Raw genomic sequence first — 16,015 nt, 5'->3', positions numbered from 1 at the left:
CAGAACATGAAAAAAATTATAAATCACTTTGTGCTTTTGCTACTGATCGCAGCTTTTTATCAGGCTAATGCGCAAGCACAAAATACCATATCAGGGACAGTATCCGATAAATCTGGCGGTGTACCTGGTGTTTCTGTTTATGAAAAGGAATTTGGTACAAATGGAACAACTACCGATGAGCAGGGTAGGTTTACCTTGAAGTTAAAGGGAACCGCCAAAATCCTGATTATTAAAAATGTGGGTTACATTACCCGCGAAATTGATGCAAAAGGAAAAACTTCTTTAAAAATCACCATTGAAGATGATGTGAAGGGTTTAGAAGATGTAGTCGTTTTAGGTTTCGGACAGAAAACTAAAAAAATAACCAATACAGGAGCCATCAGTTCTATTTCGGGCGCTGAAATCAGACAGAGCCCTTCAGCCAGTTTGCAGAACTCTTTAGCTGGTCGTTTGCCAGGATTTTTCTCTCAGCAACGAAGCGGACAGCCAGGTAAAGATGGTGCAGCATTCCAAATCAGGGGTATTAGTACATATGCTGGAAGTGGGGCGACAAGTCCATTGATTATTGTCGATGATATCGAATTTACTTTAGATCAGGTAAACCAACTTGATCCGAATGAGGTAGAAAGTATTACCATTTTAAAAGATGCCTCTACGACTGCAGTTTATGGTGTTCGTGGTGCAAACGGCGTATTAATTATCAAGACCCGCCGGGGCGAATCAGGTAAACCTCAACTTACCTTCCGTAACGAAACTGGTTTGCAAATGCCTACACAACGACCAAAAGTAAACGATGGTTATACCACATTAAGTTTATTACGCGAACGCGTTACAAGTCAATATTTAGATCCGGCAGTTGCTTATCCACAATATTTTTCCGGCAATACTTTAGATCACTATCGCACTAACGACGATCCTTATAACTACCCAAGTGTAAACTGGTGGGATGAAGTACTGAAAAAGGTGAGTTTACAGAATAGGGTTAACCTCGATATCAGCGGGGGATCTAAAATTGCAAAATATTTTGTTTCATTAGGTTACCTGTCGCAGGGCGGTATTTATAAAGATTTCTCTAAAGATCAGGGTTTTACTACAAATTATTTCTACAACAGGTATAACTTCAGGTCGAATGTGGATATTGATCCAACCAAAGACTTGCATATCCGTTTAGATTTATCCGGACGTTTCGGCATCACAAACGAGCCTTACGATAAAGCTTGGAACAATGGCGGAACAACTTTTCAGTATTTGTGGAATGGTGAACTTTCATCTTTCAGTTATCCGGTATACTGGCCAAATGGTTTAATAGCCTCCAGTGCCAATCCAAGTGCCGTAAAACCAAACCCTGTAGCTAATTTAATGTATTCGGGTTATACCAGAACTTATGGTAATAACTTGAATTTTGTAGCACAGGCTAATCAAAAATTAGATTTTATTACCCCGGGTTTAGCCGCAAATGCTTTGGTATCTTTTGCCAGCGATTATGGTTTTACACGGACCTTACGCAGAAGCGGGAGTGGTACCAATCTCGAAATTCTGGCTTACATATATAATGCCAATACCAAAACCTACGATCCGTGGAAAACAGATATGTACCGTATGGGTACTTTGGTTAGGGAAGGAGCAAGTTTGGCAACCAACAGATTGTTAAATCTTCAGGCCAATTTAAACTACAACAGAAGTTTTGGAAACCACAACATTTCGGCTTTGGCTCTGCTTAACCAAACCACCAACTCGACCGATATTAGCGCAGCGTTAGCTGCAGAGCCCTATAACATCCGTGGTATAACCGGAAAAGTAGGTTACAACTACAAACAGAAATATCTTTTTGATTTTAGTGCCGGTTATAACGGCTCAGATAAGTTCGAATCGAGCAAAAGGTACCAGTTGTTCCCAGCCGCGAGTATTGGATGGAATATTAGTGAAGAGCCATTTTTCAAAAATAACATCAAGTTTGTAGATGCATTTAAAATCAGGGGATCTTATGGTTTAACTGGTAACGATGCCATTGGTTCGTCTGTGTATTCATATGCCAAAACCTATTCTACAGGCTCTGGTAGAGGTTATGTATTCGGCGAAACGCCTACCACTTCTGCGGGTTTGATTGAACCTACTTTATCTAATTACGACATTACCTGGGAAGTACAGCAAGATGCCGATGTGGGTGTAGATTTAAAAATGTTTAAAGGTAAACTGAGTTTAACTGCCGATTATTTTTACAAAAAACGTAAAAATATCCTTTCAGACCCTGGTACATTACCTGGGAGTTTTGGTGGCAGCGTACCGAAATACAATTTGGGTATCGTAAAAAATACAGGTTACGAGCTTGATGTAACCTATAGAGACAGAGTAAATAACAACATTACTTTTTTCGCCAACTCCAACATCACTTATGCCAATAATGAAATTGTTTTTAGAGATGAACCGGCCACACTTTATCCTTGGTTAAGTACAACAGGCAAACCAGTAGGTGCCCAGTTCGGCTATACTTCTGATGGCTTTTATCAAACCTTGGCAGAACTATACAATGCCCCTAAATTAGTCACAAATATCCCATTATCGAACACACAGCTTGGATCTTTAAAGTTTAAAGATTTGAATAACGATGGTATAATTGATCAAAATGATGCGGGTTATTTAGGAACAAATCAGCCAAAATATACGGTTGGTTTAAGCTTTGGCTTTACCTACAAAAATTTTGATGTGAGCACACTATTTCAAGGTGCTTTCGATTACATCATCAGATACGACAGGGGAGTTTTAGCTTATCAAAGACCTGATAGACAATCTATCCCCTTCAATTTAGGCAGATGGACACCAATAACGGCAACTGATGCAACTTTTCCTGAAATAAGTGGAAGTGCGAACAACTCTTTGGTTTCATCTTATTGGTACTCAAAAGGCGATTATGTACGCTGGAAGAATTTCGAGATCGGTTACCGCTTCTCATCTCATTTTGTTAAAAAGTTACACCTGAATAATTTAAGACTTTATGCAAATGGTTATAATATGGGCTTGGTTTATACCGCGTTGCCTGTATTTATCGATCCCGAATCGGCAGTGAGTGCATCGGCAGGAGAATACCCTCAACAGCGTATAGTCAACTTTGGTATCCAGGTTGGTTTATAGTTATACCCTTTAAATAGATCGTAACATGAAAAAATATTATTATATACTGATTGCATCTTGTTGTCTTATTGCGCTACAATCGTGTAAAAAAGGAGGCTTTTTAGATCCTAAGGTTGAGCCGTTAACCGAAGCAAAGGTTTTTGCAGATAGCACACTAACGATGAGTTTCTTAACAGATATCTATGCTTATACCGGAATGGATATTATTCCCGATATAAATGGTGGATCGGGATTGGGTACCATTATCGATAACTTCGAGACAATGACCACCAATGTGGCGGCTGGTTATTCGTCAGGTCCGCAGATCCCATTGTTAACCTCTGCTTTAACTTCAAGTAATCATGCCTTTAATACTTATTACCCAGCATATTATAAGCGAATCAGATCGGCAAATATTTTTATGAAGAATATCCCGTCGTCAACACTTTCTGCACCTAAAAAACTGCGGGTGATTGCCGAAGCTAGATTTTTAAGGGCATGGTATTATTTTGCCCTCGTTAGACTTTATGGCGGAGTACAGTTAATGGGCGATGAGGTAAACGATGATCTTCCCAGCTACGAATACAAACGCGATAGCTACAAAAAATGCATTGATTATATTGCTGCCGAACTGGATGAGGCGGCCAAAAATTTACCAACTTCATTAACATTAGAGGCTGCGGATTACGGAAGAGCAACCTCTGGTGCATGTAAAGCATTAAAAGCGCGTGTTTTAGTTACCGCAGCCAGCCCGTTGTATAATGGAAATCCGGTTGCCACCGATGCCACTATTGGACCACTGGTTTCATATTCTAGCACATTAGATCAAAATTTATGGCAGAAAGCAGCTGATGCCTGTAAAGCGGTACTGGATTTGCCAGAATATGCCTTGGTTGAAGATAATACAGTAAAGCCTGGATTGGGCTTTCAGAACATGTTTATCACTTCGAGAAAAAATTCAGAATACATATTTGCTTATAATGTAACCAAAGGTAAAACACTCGAACTGATGTGGTTTCCATGGAGTAGAACTACTCAAACCATTCTAACCTATAGCAATCCAAGTGAAAACATCGTAAGGGCATTTGGAATGAAAGATGGTAAACCGATTACGGCATCTTCGGCAGCTTTCCCATATAATGCAACCAATCCATATGTAAACAGAGATCCCAGGTTCGATTATTCTATTATTTATAACCAGGCTGTGGTTTGCAATAAGGCAACAACTGCCTTGGATAAAGTTGATATTTTCTTCAATAAGGCCACTAATGCACCATCTGTTGATGGTTATGCCAACCTACATACCAGAACAGGCTACTACAATCGTAAAATGTGTAATGATTCTTCACCCTTTAACAGCCTAAATGTGGACAGGGCTTATCCAATAATCCGTTTTGCCGAAATGGTATTGGGTTATGCAGAAGCTTTAAATGAGCTCGGACAAACTGAAAACGCGGTGAGCAATGTGATTAAAATTAGAAAACGTGCAGGCATTTTAGCTGGAGCAGATAACCGCTATGGTATTCCGGTAGGTATTTCACAGGTTGATTTGCGTACGCTCATTCAAAATGAATATCGGGTTGAATTTTTCTCTGAAGGCCATTGGTATTATGATACCAGAAGGTGGAAGACAGCAGAGGTTACAGAAGCACAGCAGGTAACTGGAACTATCGTAACTAAAGAATTAAATGGAACATTTACTTATGCACCAATAACAGTAATTAATAGTGCGTTTTTAAAAGCCAATTATTTTGCTCCAATTCCTTTAACCGAAATACTAAAAGGTAAAAGTTTATTGGTGCAGAATCCAGGATGGTGATAAATTAATCAACTAAAAATAAAACTCAAAAACTATGAAAAAAACATTAATTCTATTTGCAATGATGTTGGCTTTTGCTGTAATTAAACCTATTTCAGCAAAAGCGCAGGTGCCAACCCAAGAGTATTACCATGAAATAACAAATGATTTGGGCACCTTTAAAATTTGGCTGTATCTGACTGAAAACAATGGTATTGATCATGTTTACATCATGGATCCTGAATTCAATTCTTGGACAGCACATATTACCTGGAAGGTTTATGCAGGTGGGTATGGCGCAACTGTTGCTCATGTAACAGAATTCTCAGCCTATTTTGCAGGTTATCAAATAGATTGGGCAGGCGCGTTTGAACCAGAATATGGTTATCAACCCATTATCACTTCAGTTAATTGATAACATTTTTATCCCAAATTTTAACTATTGAATGTAATATGAAAAAAACTATTTTGATTTTCGCATTGTTTTTAAGTTTCTTCGCTATTCATAGTGGGGTAAAAGCACAATGTGTACAGCCACCCGCGCAAATTTTAACCACTGCTTACGATCAATCGCAGTATTATGTAACGGTAACTTTAAACCCGACAACAGGTGCACAATCGGTGTTGATTGAAGATCCGACCAATACGTTCAATAATGCTTATGTAACTATAGATAGTACTTATGGAGGTTGTTCCTTATCTGCTTACGAAGTTTATGGTTCGTTCATCATATTCGACATTCCATCGCAAAGCTACAAGCGTTACAGTGTTGCCTTAACGGCCCAAACAGGATTTGATGGAACTGACCCCGAGCGGGGAGCTTACACCATAGGCGAATATTTTTAATTGTCAAAATATTTTTTACTTGAGTTAGTACCAACAGGTTGCCCACCCCAATAAAGGTAGGCAACCACATGGTTGGGCAAGTGTCTTAGGTATTTATACAGCCAAAATCAACACGATCATATTAAACATCTATTATGAATACCGATCAACAAGAAAGCCAACCGAAAACCTCAATTGATATCAGGACACTTGAACCCATTATGTTTTATTCGGGAAAAGATGATGAACTACAGTTCTTTTTAAACGAAACCGAATTTGGCGAACTGATTATTATCTCACTTTCTGATGATCAGGTTTTAGTGAAAGAGGTACTATTAGAAGAAACAAATGAAAAACTTGAATGGAAACAGGATCATAAAGGATTGAGAATTTCGGTACCCGAGGGATTACCAAAAAGTAGAGGGGATATGGGGCGCGTATTGAAGGTTATGTTTAAGCCGTAAACCCCCAGCGGAGTTGAAGGGTATTTAGTTGGGCGCTTGGAATCAGTTAACCGATTTTAATATACTGACTATTAATAAGTTAATAAAAATTAAGGTTTAATCAATCACTGTAAACAATATGCTATCAACCATGAACAAATGAACCATTAAACTAATAACCAATTAACCATAAACTTTTAAACCATTAACAATGAAAAACAAAAAACAACTTTGCTTTGCCTTACTTCTAACAATGTCGAGCGGCATTTTAATGAATGGCTGTAAAAAAGCACCGGTTTCAGAACCAGAAACCAACCAGGCAAAATTCACTAAATCTGTGCTAAGCTCAACCACCACGCCTAGCTTTGTAACTAATACCAAAAACCTCAACATTGTCATGTTTGTGCCTACCGATAACCCGGCGCTTCCTGATTACAAAACCAGATTAACAACGTTATTTACGCATTTTCAAAACTGGTTCCATACCGAAATGTTAAGGTATGGCTATGACAAATATTTAGGCTTAGCCAGGGTTGATTCTACCAACCTTATTAAATTTATTGAAATACCTGCCGCAGGACCACAGGCAGATTATCCCTATGATTCAAGCATATCAGGAAGTAAAATCCTGAATGAAATAAACGCATACAAAGCTACACATGCGTCTGAATTTTCTAATTCTTCTCACATGCTTATTTTATTACCGCAAAGAACCGATGGTGGAGGTCAGCCATTTTATGGGTTGGGTAAAAATTGCTTTGCACTGGATAATGCAAATATGGCCGTTGATAAAATACCTAATCCTAACTCTAATTATTTGGGTGGAATGTTGCACGAACTTGGCCATGGCTTAAATCTTCCGCACGATCATGCCAAATATGCTTCAGAAGAGCCAACATTAGGTACTTCTCTAATGGGGGCCGGAAACGTAAGTTTCAGCAAAGGTCAGCCTACCTTTTTAACCGAGGTGGATGCCGCCATTTTGAACCGTAACGAGATTTTTCAAAACCCTCTACCAATAGAAATACCATACGAAAGTGCTACAACCACGATTAATGCCAATGCAACTTTCAATAGCACTACTCAAGCCTTTAATTTGTCGGGTAGTTTTACGAGCAATAAAGAGGTGACCGATATTTTAGTTTATATGGATCCCAATGTGAACAACGAAGGAACAGGGGTGAACAAAGATTATAATGCCGTTACCTGGAGGTTTACACCTGGAACCGGAAATACCATTGCCGGAAGCATTCCACTAAGCGAACTTTATTATAAAAATAATGAGCCTTATGAGTTAAAGGCCAAACTTTTGCTAAAAAACGGAAACGTAATTACTCAAACTTATACTTTCTCATTTTTAAATGGCGTACCACAGATTGGTGCAAACGGTTCAGCTAAATTTTACCAGAATGCCAGTTATGGAGGTTATGGCATATCATTACCGGTTGGCCAGTACACCACCGCCGATCTGATCAGCCGTGGCATCAGCAATAACGATGTTTCGTCCGTTAATGTAGGTTTGGGAGTAAAAGTAATTCTGTATGATGGAGATAACTTTACAGGAAGCAGCATTGAATTAACCTCTTCGAGTACTTATGTTTCTACTTTTAACGATAAGGCATCCTCTATAAAAGTGATTGCCCTTTAATCATTATATTTAAAACAGACTTGATGATAAACGTTTCAAATCATAATCGAAAATGAGAAAGCCACTTTTTTTAAGTCTGTTATTTGTACTGTTTGCCCAACTATTGATTGGGCAAACAGTGCAAAATAATGCATTGGAACGGTTTAAGACAGAAAAATTCGGCATGTTTTTACATTGGGGCTTGTATGCCCAAACTGCGGGCGACTGGAAAAACCATAAAGTAAAAGGTGGCGAGCATTTTATGCTTTACGAACGTATTCCCGTACAGGAGTACGGAACTATTGCCCATCAATTTAATCCAGTAAAATTCGATGCAGATGCCTGGGTAAAGCAGGCAAAAGAAACAGGGATGAAGTATATCGTTTTTACGGCTAAACATCACGATGGATTTGCCATGTACAATTCGGCCAGTAGCGATTATAATATTGTAAAAAGAAGTCCCTTTAAACGCGATCCGATAGCAGAACTTGCTAAGGCCTGCAAAAAATATCAAATTGACCTTTGCCTTTATTACTCTTTGGGCAGAGATTGGCAAGACCCTGATGTGCCAACAAATTGGCCAGTAAAAGCGGGAAGGAGTAATACTTGGGATTACCCCAATGAAGATGCAAAGGTTTTTAACCGCTATTTCGAAAGAAAAGTTAAACCTCAGATTACAGAACTTTTAACCAACTACGGGCCAATTGGGGTACTGTGGTTCGATACACCCGAACTGATCAGTAAAAAAGAAAGTGCCGAACTTAAAGCTTTAGTTCATAAATTGCAGCCAAACTGTTTGGTAAACAATAGAATTGGAAATGGTTATGGCGATTTTTCAATTTCTGAACAATCATTAGCGCCATCATCAAAACAAGCATGGGAGTCTTGTTTAACCATTGGCCAGAACTGGGGTTACAACAAACACGATAGCGTTTGGAAATCGCCCGAAGTATTGGCCCGTCACCTTGTAGAAGTAGTAGCCAATGGGGGTAACCTCTTGTTAAATGTTGGCCCTAAAGGTGATGGTACATTTCCGGATTGGGCTACTGCCAGGTTAAAAGCCCTTGGCAAATGGATGGATATAAACAACGAAGCCATTTACAATAGTCATCCTTGGCTAGCCGTAAAGGAAAATGCCAATAAAACAATAGATAATGTCAGTATCGAAGAAAGTAAAAACGCCATTAAAGATGCTGTTTTTGATGGTACACCCAAAAACATCGTCCCTGATGTATATTATACCAGCAAAAATAAAGTTGTATATGCTTTTCTAAGGAGCTGGCAATCAACAGATGTAACGCTCAAGCAGATCGATAAAAATAAATTGAGCATTAAAAATATTGAATTAATGGGTAATAAAAACAAAGTTCGATGGTCGGTAACTGATCAGGAGCTGAAATTGAATTTACCTGAAGATTTTAAAAAAGGAAATCAAATTCCTGTTTATGTGTTAAAAATAACAACCAATTAATGAGGTTTTTATATATATCAATTATAATATTTGTTTATAATGTTGCGCAGGCACAACAGCAGGTAGCTATTATTCCAATGCCAGTGCAATTTGTAAAAGGCAGTGGCTACTTTACCCTTAATAATTACAGTAGCATTGGTTACAATAACGAACAGTTAAAAACAATTGCCTATTATTTTCAGAATGAATTATTAAGTCAAAAAGGAATTACCGTTCAGCAGAAAGCTAAAACGGCAAATATTGTACTGTTGCTAAAAGCGGGAAGGAAACATGCAGATTCATGTGCTTATCAGATCAGTATCAAACCCGACCAGATTATCGTTTCGGGTACGCATCCCAATGGTATTTTTTATGGGGTGGTTTCGCTGTTGCAACTGGCGCTAACCAATAAAAATAACCAGCTTCCGGTGGTCGAAATAACTGATACGCCAGCTTATGGTTGGCGGGGTTTCATGTTAGATGAATCGCGTCATTTTTTTGGTAAAGAAAAAGTGAAATCCATTTTAAACTGGATGGCCTTTTATAAACTCAATATTTTTCACTGGCATTTGACCGATGAACCTGCCTGGCGCTTGGAAATTAAGAAATACCCTAATTTAGCGCTTGTTGGAGGCATCGGCGATTATCTGAATCCTGATTTACCTGCACAGTTTTATACCCAGGCAGATATTAAAGAAATTATTGCTTATGCTGCAGAACGTTATATCCAGGTTGTTCCGGAAATTGATATGCCAGGACACGCAACTGCAGCCAATAAAGCCTATCCAGAATATTCGGGAGGAGGATCGGCAGGTCATCCCGAATTTACTTTTAACCCAGGCTTAGAGAAAACGTACACGTACCTGACCGATATTCTAAAAGAAACCAATGTACTTTTCCCAGCCGGATTAATCCATTTAGGGGGAGATGAAGTGAGTTATGGAAATGAAAAGTGGAATACCAATCCAGAAATATTAAAACTCCGCGAGCGCGAAAAGCTTAAGGATAATGCTGCGGTAGAACATTATTTTATGAAACGCATGGCCGACTCGTTGTATCAGCTCAATGTAAAAGCCATTTTTTGGGACGAAATGGCTGATGTTGATCTTCCAAAACATAAAACTGTTATGTTCTGGTGGCGACAAGAAAAACCCGAACAGCTCCGTACGGCATTAAGCAAGGGTTATCCTACGGTTTTATGCCCACGGTTGCCTTTGTATTTCGATTTTGTTCAGGATAGTACGCATCAATATGGCCGGAAATGGAATAGATTATACAATCCCATTGAGCAGGTTTACGCTTTTGACGCAGGTGCTTACGCCGAAAATGACAAAGAAAAGTCACTCATTTTAGGTATTCAGGCCAACCTTTGGACGGAAACTGTAGATAACAATGCCCGGTTGGATTATCTGCTTTTTCCGAGGATTGCAGCCTTGTCCGAAGCAGCCTGGGTACCTCATAAAAAGAAAGATTTTAAAACTTTCAGTGCCAATTTAACCCGGCATCTGGCATTGTACAACAAAACAGGATTGTATTATTACGATCCTTCAAAAACATTGTTACATCCCGAAATTCCGGTAAAAAGAAAGAAACCATTGAACTATAAAGACTAATACGTACAAAATTTGAATATGAAAAATAGATTAAGATATATATGGCTTGCAGTTGCAGCAACAGCTGTGGTAAGCCATGCAAATGCACAATGGACAGGACCGAAAAGCAAGCCTACAAAAGAAGTTGAAGTTAAATATGGAACCTTAACACCACCACACCGTACCGATGCCGATATGGAAGCCTTTCGCAGTTATGGTTTAGGACAGTTTATCCACTGGGGAATTTATTCTATTGCGGGTAACGAATGGAATGGGGTAAGCGCAAGGGGCGGTGCAGCAGCATCAGAATGGATACGCTCATGGAATGGGCCTACAGCGCCAAAAGATTGGACTAAAACTTACGATAACCTGTACAAGCAGTTTAACCCGAAAAATTTCGATGCCAAACGCTGGGCTAAACAAGCTAAGGATATGGGCGCAAAATATGTAATTTTTACCACCAAACACCATGATGGCTTTGCACTTTGGCCAACCAAATATTCTGATTATAATGTTTCTGCATCGCCATATAAAAAAGATATCGTAAAACAGATTGTTGATGCCTATACCGCCGAAGGCATTGATGTGTATCTCTATTTCTCTATTTTAGAATGGAACAACCCAAATTATATGGGTAAAGCGCCAAAAACAGACGAAGAAAAAGAAAAATTTGGTAAATTTTTAACTTATACCCGAAACCAGCTTTTAGAGCAGCTGGATAACTATCCGAAAATTAAGGGTTTCTGGTTTGATGGTACCTGGGATGCCTCATGGAAAAGTGCCTACGAGTTTACCTATAATCTAGAAAAAGAACTGCGCGAAAAACATCCTGGATTAATTATCGGATCACGTTTCCGTAACGATGAACATGGCTCGCGGCACTTCGATTCGAATGGCAATATTTTAGGCGATTACGAACAAGGCTGGGAACGCAAACTACCAGCAGAATTTGAATGGTTGAACGGTAACGATTGGGATGCAGTAATGACTATCCCACCAAACGGTTGGGGTTATATGAAAGATTGGTCAGGAATTTATACCAAAACTACCGATGATTTATTGGATATGTTGATGCATTCGGTATCAATGAACGGCAATTTTGTGTTAAACTTTGGCCCTGATGGAAATGGCAATATGCATCCCGAAGAGGATAAAATTGCAAAGGAAATTGGTGAATGGATGAAACAGAATGCAGAAGCTGTTTATGGAGTACGTCATGCAGCATTAACACCTTCAAAATTGGGCTATTTCACACAGAAAGCTGATAATTTATACTTAACTATATTTAATAGGCCAGTAAATAACATTGTACGCATTGCAGTACCAAAAAATGCGAAACAAGTTCCGGGTACGGCTGCTCTTTTGATCAATAGCAAAAATCTGGAATTAAAACAATCAGACATCGGATTGGATCTGGATAAAAATACCTATTACGACGTAATACTGCCAAAAGATTTTCAGTCAAACAAAGCATTTGTAATTAAAATGAAACTGGTAGCGCCAAAAGCAAAGGCCGCAAAGTTAATGGATGCTAAAATGTAGCCTGAATGAACGGTTATTTCCTTAAATTTTTAATTAAGTATGATTTAAATAAACCGTTCGGTAGTAAACTATCAAACCAGGCTTTGCAATAAATTGAAGCAATGACCGAAAGGGGATAAACCAGGTTTTGATAGGAAGATATAAATGTAAACGACAAGGTAATGAATAGGTTGATTAGTACCCGAATTTTACCGTCTATACTAAGCGTACTTTAGACTGGTTATCTGATTTTGCGCCTGGTAAATACATTTATTTGGTTAGTTAATGATTGCGTAGCGATGGATGTTTCTACGCAATCTTAAATTTAACCTAATCGGAATATATTAATGCCACAATTTATCAAACAAGCAAGTCTTAAGCTTGAGTTATTTGCATAAATCACCAGTGCAAAAGCAAATTAGTTTGACTTTGGTCAGATGCATTTAATATTGAATTTAAACTGCACTGTAACTTTAACAATTTCATAACGCTAGCTAACTATCTTACTAATAACATCGGTTCATCTTTGTTAAAAGACCCTAACCAAATTATAGGATAATTTAAGCACAATGATATGAGACTGATTTCTTGCATAGCGTTATTAATGGTTATACCAGCAGTGGGACTTTTAACCAAAGCAAATAAATTTACTGACGAAAAAAGATCTGAAACCCCAGTGCATGAACACATTGTAAATGATTCAGCTTCATTTAAATTGTTTAGTCATTTTGGTACGGCTGCTAGGTTTGAGGGTGCACCTGTTGTATTTGCAACTGATTATCGGCAGAGTTTTTTTAAGCCTATATATCTCCACTCAGCCCCCTTATTTACAATTAATAAAATAAAGTAGCCCAGCCTTTAATGAAACTTTAATAAAATAAGAATAGAAGATTGTTATTAAAAGGCGTCTTGATTAGTTCACTTGGTCATAATTTATTAGGCATTGATTAGGTACTCAGCTCCTGTGGTGTCAGATATTTCTATCTGACACTTTGTTTAATCCTTTATTCCAGTTTCTAGAATGGTTCTCACTGCCAGATGGTAACATCTGGCAGCACGTTTAAGCTCGAAACTCCAAACTACTTACCTTCCCACCAGGCTAAAGGAAACTTTATTTCATCAACAGAGCTAGCAACCATATCGGGTTTAAAAGCATAGTGACCTAAGCGATCTTTGCTTGATATGCCCGAAAGTACCAAAATGGTTTTATATCCCATCTGAACGCCTCCTTGTATATCAGTTTCCATAGTATCGCCAATAACAGTAGTTTCACTGGTTTCCAATCCTAGAAATTTGCGTGCCGAACGCATCATCACCGGACTTGGTTTGCCTGTAACAAATGCTTTTCTGCCGGTTGCTTCCTCTATCATTGCGGTGGTTGCTGCTATACCCAGGTTATTCCATCCTGGTTTTTTTGGCGATGGATCTCTGTTTGTGGTGATAAATTTAGCTCCCGCAAGAATCATATCAACAGCGCGCTGCACCATTTCGAGTGTAAAGTTTCTACCTTCTCCCAATACTACAAATTCCGGATCGGTGTTCACCAAAGTAATACCATAATCGTGCAAACTGCTTAATAAACCACCTTCTCCCAATACATAAGCGGTACCATTTGGGCTTTGATCGGAAAGGAATTTTCCAGTAGCCATTGCACTGGTGTATACGTGGCTTTCTTCTACTTTTATACCAAGTCCTTTTAGTTTCCGAACTACCTCTAAAGCCGTTCTCTGACTGTTGTTGGTCATAAATGCAAAAGGAATATCTTCATCAATTAAGTTTTTAATGAATTTATCAGCACCAAATATCAATTCTTCCCCACTATAAATCACCCCATCCATATCTATTAATAATCCTTGTTTCATATATTTTGTAGATTTAATCTGTTTATGTACAAACTTAATATTTTCTTGTTCAATCAATGTTAAAATTAAGTCTACTGGCCGTCAGTTTTAGAAATTAATTGTTGTTCTATAGCGATATCTGCTAGCTTTTTTTGTATAGAGGGATTACAAGTGGAAGAATTGTAGATCGTTATTACCACGGTTAAAGGGATGTTGTTTCTAGGCATTACCGAATGTCATAAGTGGACATTAACGTTATGCGAAACTGAGAAGTGATTTAGGATAAATGCTAAATGTACATAGGTGCCATTTTTCGCCAATAATGGGGGCGGTGCGCATTACTTTCCCAGGTGTGGAACTGATTGGGTACACCTTTTTCCCATAATAAGCTGCTAAGATGCTGGTTTCCGGTCAAAAATGGATCGGTTTCGCCTACCGCTAAAATAATTTCCATGTTTCTAACTGCCGATAATAACCGATCATCATTTAGGTTGGCTATATATTGGGCTGGCATATTAAAGTAAACCTCATCGTTGTGAAATCCGTTTAACAGATCCCTAAAATCGCCTATGTTATCAGTAAGGTCATATCTTCCACTAATACCAACCGTTTTTTTAAATAACCAAGGATACTTCATAGCCAGATTTATGGCATGATAAGCCCCCATGCTGCAGCCAGCGGTTTCTATATAATCGCCGTCATTTTTCTGATAAATAAGCGATAATACTTCTTCGAGGAGATATTTTTCATATTGTAAATGCCGGTCTATCCGTGCCGATGGAAATACCTCATCATTATAAAAACTTTCTCCATCTATACTATCCACACAGAAAATTTGAAGTTCACCATTTTCAATCTGCGTACTTAAAGAAGCTATAATTCCCCAGTTTTCGTAATCGTAAAACCTGGCCATACGGGTGGGGAAAAAGATAACTGCTCTTCCGGCATGGCCGAAAACCAATAGTTCCATATCCCGTTGAAGATTATGGCTGAACCATTTATGATATTCTCTGTTCATTAGCTTCAATTCTTTTGCGGAAAATTAAGGCATCAATGTTATCGGGATATTAATTAAGCGTAATGATTAACCTAATTTCTCTTTAACAGTACTTGCCCATAAACGATAACCTTCTTCACTGAGGTGAAGTCCGTCGTTATCGTAAAGCGCAGGGTTTGGGTTGCCTTCTTTGTTCAGCATTTTCTTAAAAACATCAATAAATTTCCAATGATTATTGAGTTTAATGATTTCGCTTTCAATGAGGTTATTGGTATATCTGAATTGATCGGCCATTTGCCAACGCGTAAGACTGGGTTTTAAGGAAATAAAATAACAAGGCAGTATGCCAAACCGTTGGTTAACCTTAACCATCAGCTGCTGAAAAAAAATAAATATCTCCTCTGGGTTTCTGCCATCGCCAAGGTCGTTATCGCCTGCATATACCACAAGTGCCTTTGGCCTATAGTCCATCATAATCCGCTCAAAAAACCATACACATGCTGCTAGTGTAGAGCCACCAAAGCCTAAATTGGTTACTTTCATGTAATCAAAATCATCTTCGAGACTATTCCACAACCGGATAGATGAGCTGCCATAGAAAATAACGCCAGGATGCTCGCGGTCTAAGCGATGCGCCCTTTCCAATTGTTTAACTTCTTCTTCGTACCAGTACATACCGCTAAAGATAAAAATATCTGCCTCTTGAAGAAATGTATTCTATGTTAAGTTTATGTTATTAGGTATTGCTCAATTTTACAGGAACTAAAAATTAATGCCCTAAACTTCTTAATGATCAAAGAAAGCAAGGTTGAG

13 protein-coding genes are annotated in these 16,015 nt (G+C 38.5%); 10 read left to right on the top strand and 3 right to left on the bottom strand.

Translation table 11 applies throughout. The annotated features are described in order from the left end of the window. Window positions 1–6 precede the first annotated feature (6 nt). The 10 genes from FHT21_RS10340 (at window position 7) to FHT21_RS10295 (ending at window position 13,214) form a co-directional block, all read left to right on the top strand. Entirely contained in the window at window positions 7–3,129 is a 3,123-nt protein-coding gene (locus FHT21_RS10340) for a TonB-dependent receptor (RefSeq protein ID WP_167294589.1), read from the top strand. 25 nt (window positions 3,130–3,154) lie between these two features. Continuing rightward, on the top strand, window positions 3,155–4,927 hold the full coding sequence (locus FHT21_RS10335; RefSeq protein WP_167294588.1) for a RagB/SusD family nutrient uptake outer membrane protein: 1,773 nt from the start codon (window positions 3,155–3,157) through the stop codon (window positions 4,925–4,927). Window positions 4,928–4,961: 34 nt separating this feature from the next. Beyond that, a complete protein-coding gene (locus tag FHT21_RS10330; protein WP_167294587.1) occupies window positions 4,962–5,321 on the top strand; it encodes a hypothetical protein in 360 nt (119 codons plus the stop codon). Between the two features lie 38 nt (window positions 5,322–5,359). Beyond that, the gene (locus FHT21_RS10325; RefSeq protein WP_167294586.1) at window positions 5,360–5,752 is read left to right on the top strand and encodes a hypothetical protein; all 393 of its coding nucleotides are present in this window, start codon (window positions 5,360–5,362) and stop codon (window positions 5,750–5,752) included. 134 nt (window positions 5,753–5,886) lie between these two features. Beyond that, window positions 5,887–6,195: a hypothetical protein gene (locus FHT21_RS10320; RefSeq protein ID WP_167294585.1), complete on the top strand. Its 309-nt coding sequence runs from the start codon at window positions 5,887–5,889 to the stop codon at window positions 6,193–6,195. 190 nt (window positions 6,196–6,385) lie between these two features. Then, on the top strand, window positions 6,386–7,822 hold the full coding sequence (locus FHT21_RS10315) for a hypothetical protein (RefSeq protein WP_167294584.1): 1,437 nt from the start codon (window positions 6,386–6,388) through the stop codon (window positions 7,820–7,822). 52 nt (window positions 7,823–7,874) lie between these two features. Further along, window positions 7,875–9,272, top strand: coding sequence for an alpha-L-fucosidase (locus tag FHT21_RS10310; protein ID WP_167294583.1), 1,398 nt, complete (start codon window positions 7,875–7,877; stop codon window positions 9,270–9,272). Beyond that, window positions 9,272–10,864, top strand: a complete 1,593-nt coding sequence (locus FHT21_RS10305) for a beta-N-acetylhexosaminidase (RefSeq protein WP_167294582.1) — start codon at window positions 9,272–9,274, stop codon at window positions 10,862–10,864. The genes FHT21_RS10310 and FHT21_RS10305 overlap by 1 nt, the downstream gene beginning before the upstream one ends. 18 nt (window positions 10,865–10,882) lie before the next feature. Then, the gene (locus tag FHT21_RS10300; RefSeq protein WP_167294581.1) at window positions 10,883–12,385 is read left to right on the top strand and encodes an alpha-L-fucosidase; all 1,503 of its coding nucleotides are present in this window, start codon (window positions 10,883–10,885) and stop codon (window positions 12,383–12,385) included. A 553-nt stretch (window positions 12,386–12,938) separates the two neighbouring features. Further along, entirely contained in the window at window positions 12,939–13,214 is a 276-nt protein-coding gene (locus tag FHT21_RS10295; protein ID WP_167294580.1) for a hypothetical protein, read from the top strand. A gap of 229 nt (window positions 13,215–13,443) precedes the next feature. Here FHT21_RS10295 and FHT21_RS10290 read toward each other — a convergent pair whose 3' ends face one another. From FHT21_RS10290 to FHT21_RS10280, 3 genes are all read right to left on the bottom strand, one after another. Beyond that, entirely contained in the window at window positions 13,444–14,226 is a 783-nt protein-coding gene (locus FHT21_RS10290) for an HAD-IIA family hydrolase (RefSeq protein ID WP_167294579.1), read from the bottom strand. 268 nt (window positions 14,227–14,494) lie between these two features. Further along, a complete protein-coding gene (locus tag FHT21_RS10285) occupies window positions 14,495–15,223 on the bottom strand; it encodes an alpha/beta hydrolase-fold protein (RefSeq protein WP_167294578.1) in 729 nt (242 codons plus the stop codon). Window positions 15,224–15,289: 66 nt separating this feature from the next. Then, a complete protein-coding gene (locus FHT21_RS10280) occupies window positions 15,290–15,877 on the bottom strand; it encodes a GDSL-type esterase/lipase family protein (protein WP_167294577.1) in 588 nt (195 codons plus the stop codon). Between the last annotated feature and the right edge of the window lie 138 nt (window positions 15,878–16,015).

The organism is Pedobacter sp. SG908, from assembly GCF_011759615.1.
GTDB classification, from domain to species: domain Bacteria; phylum Bacteroidota; class Bacteroidia; order Sphingobacteriales; family Sphingobacteriaceae; genus Pedobacter; species Pedobacter riviphilus.
This window is presented reverse-complemented; position numbering and strand designations above follow the sequence as displayed.

Bases quoted from the DNA above. Each gene is read 5' to 3' on its own strand.
- FHT21_RS10295 (WP_167294580.1), top strand. From the start codon at position 12,939: ATGAGACTGATTTCTTGCATAGCGTTATTAATGGTTATACCAGCAGTG.
- FHT21_RS10335 (WP_167294588.1), top strand. From the start codon at position 3,155: ATGAAAAAATATTATTATATACTGATTGCATCTTGTTGTCTTATTGCG.
- FHT21_RS10290 (WP_167294579.1), bottom strand. From the start codon at position 14,226: ATGAAACAAGGATTATTAATAGATATGGATGGGGTGATTTATAGTGGG.
- FHT21_RS10315 (WP_167294584.1), top strand. From the start codon at position 6,386: ATGAAAAACAAAAAACAACTTTGCTTTGCCTTACTTCTAACAATGTCG.
- FHT21_RS10330 (WP_167294587.1), top strand. From the start codon at position 4,962: ATGAAAAAAACATTAATTCTATTTGCAATGATGTTGGCTTTTGCTGTA.
- FHT21_RS10325 (WP_167294586.1), top strand. From the start codon at position 5,360: ATGAAAAAAACTATTTTGATTTTCGCATTGTTTTTAAGTTTCTTCGCT.
- FHT21_RS10280 (WP_167294577.1), bottom strand. From the start codon at position 15,877: ATGTACTGGTACGAAGAAGAAGTTAAACAATTGGAAAGGGCGCATCGC.
- FHT21_RS10285 (WP_167294578.1), bottom strand. From the start codon at position 15,223: ATGAACAGAGAATATCATAAATGGTTCAGCCATAATCTTCAACGGGAT.
- FHT21_RS10310 (WP_167294583.1), top strand. From the start codon at position 7,875: ATGAGAAAGCCACTTTTTTTAAGTCTGTTATTTGTACTGTTTGCCCAA.
- FHT21_RS10300 (WP_167294581.1), top strand. From the start codon at position 10,883: ATGAAAAATAGATTAAGATATATATGGCTTGCAGTTGCAGCAACAGCT.
- FHT21_RS10320 (WP_167294585.1), top strand. From the start codon at position 5,887: ATGAATACCGATCAACAAGAAAGCCAACCGAAAACCTCAATTGATATC.
- FHT21_RS10305 (WP_167294582.1), top strand. From the start codon at position 9,272: ATGAGGTTTTTATATATATCAATTATAATATTTGTTTATAATGTTGCG.
- FHT21_RS10340 (WP_167294589.1), top strand. From the start codon at position 7: ATGAAAAAAATTATAAATCACTTTGTGCTTTTGCTACTGATCGCAGCT.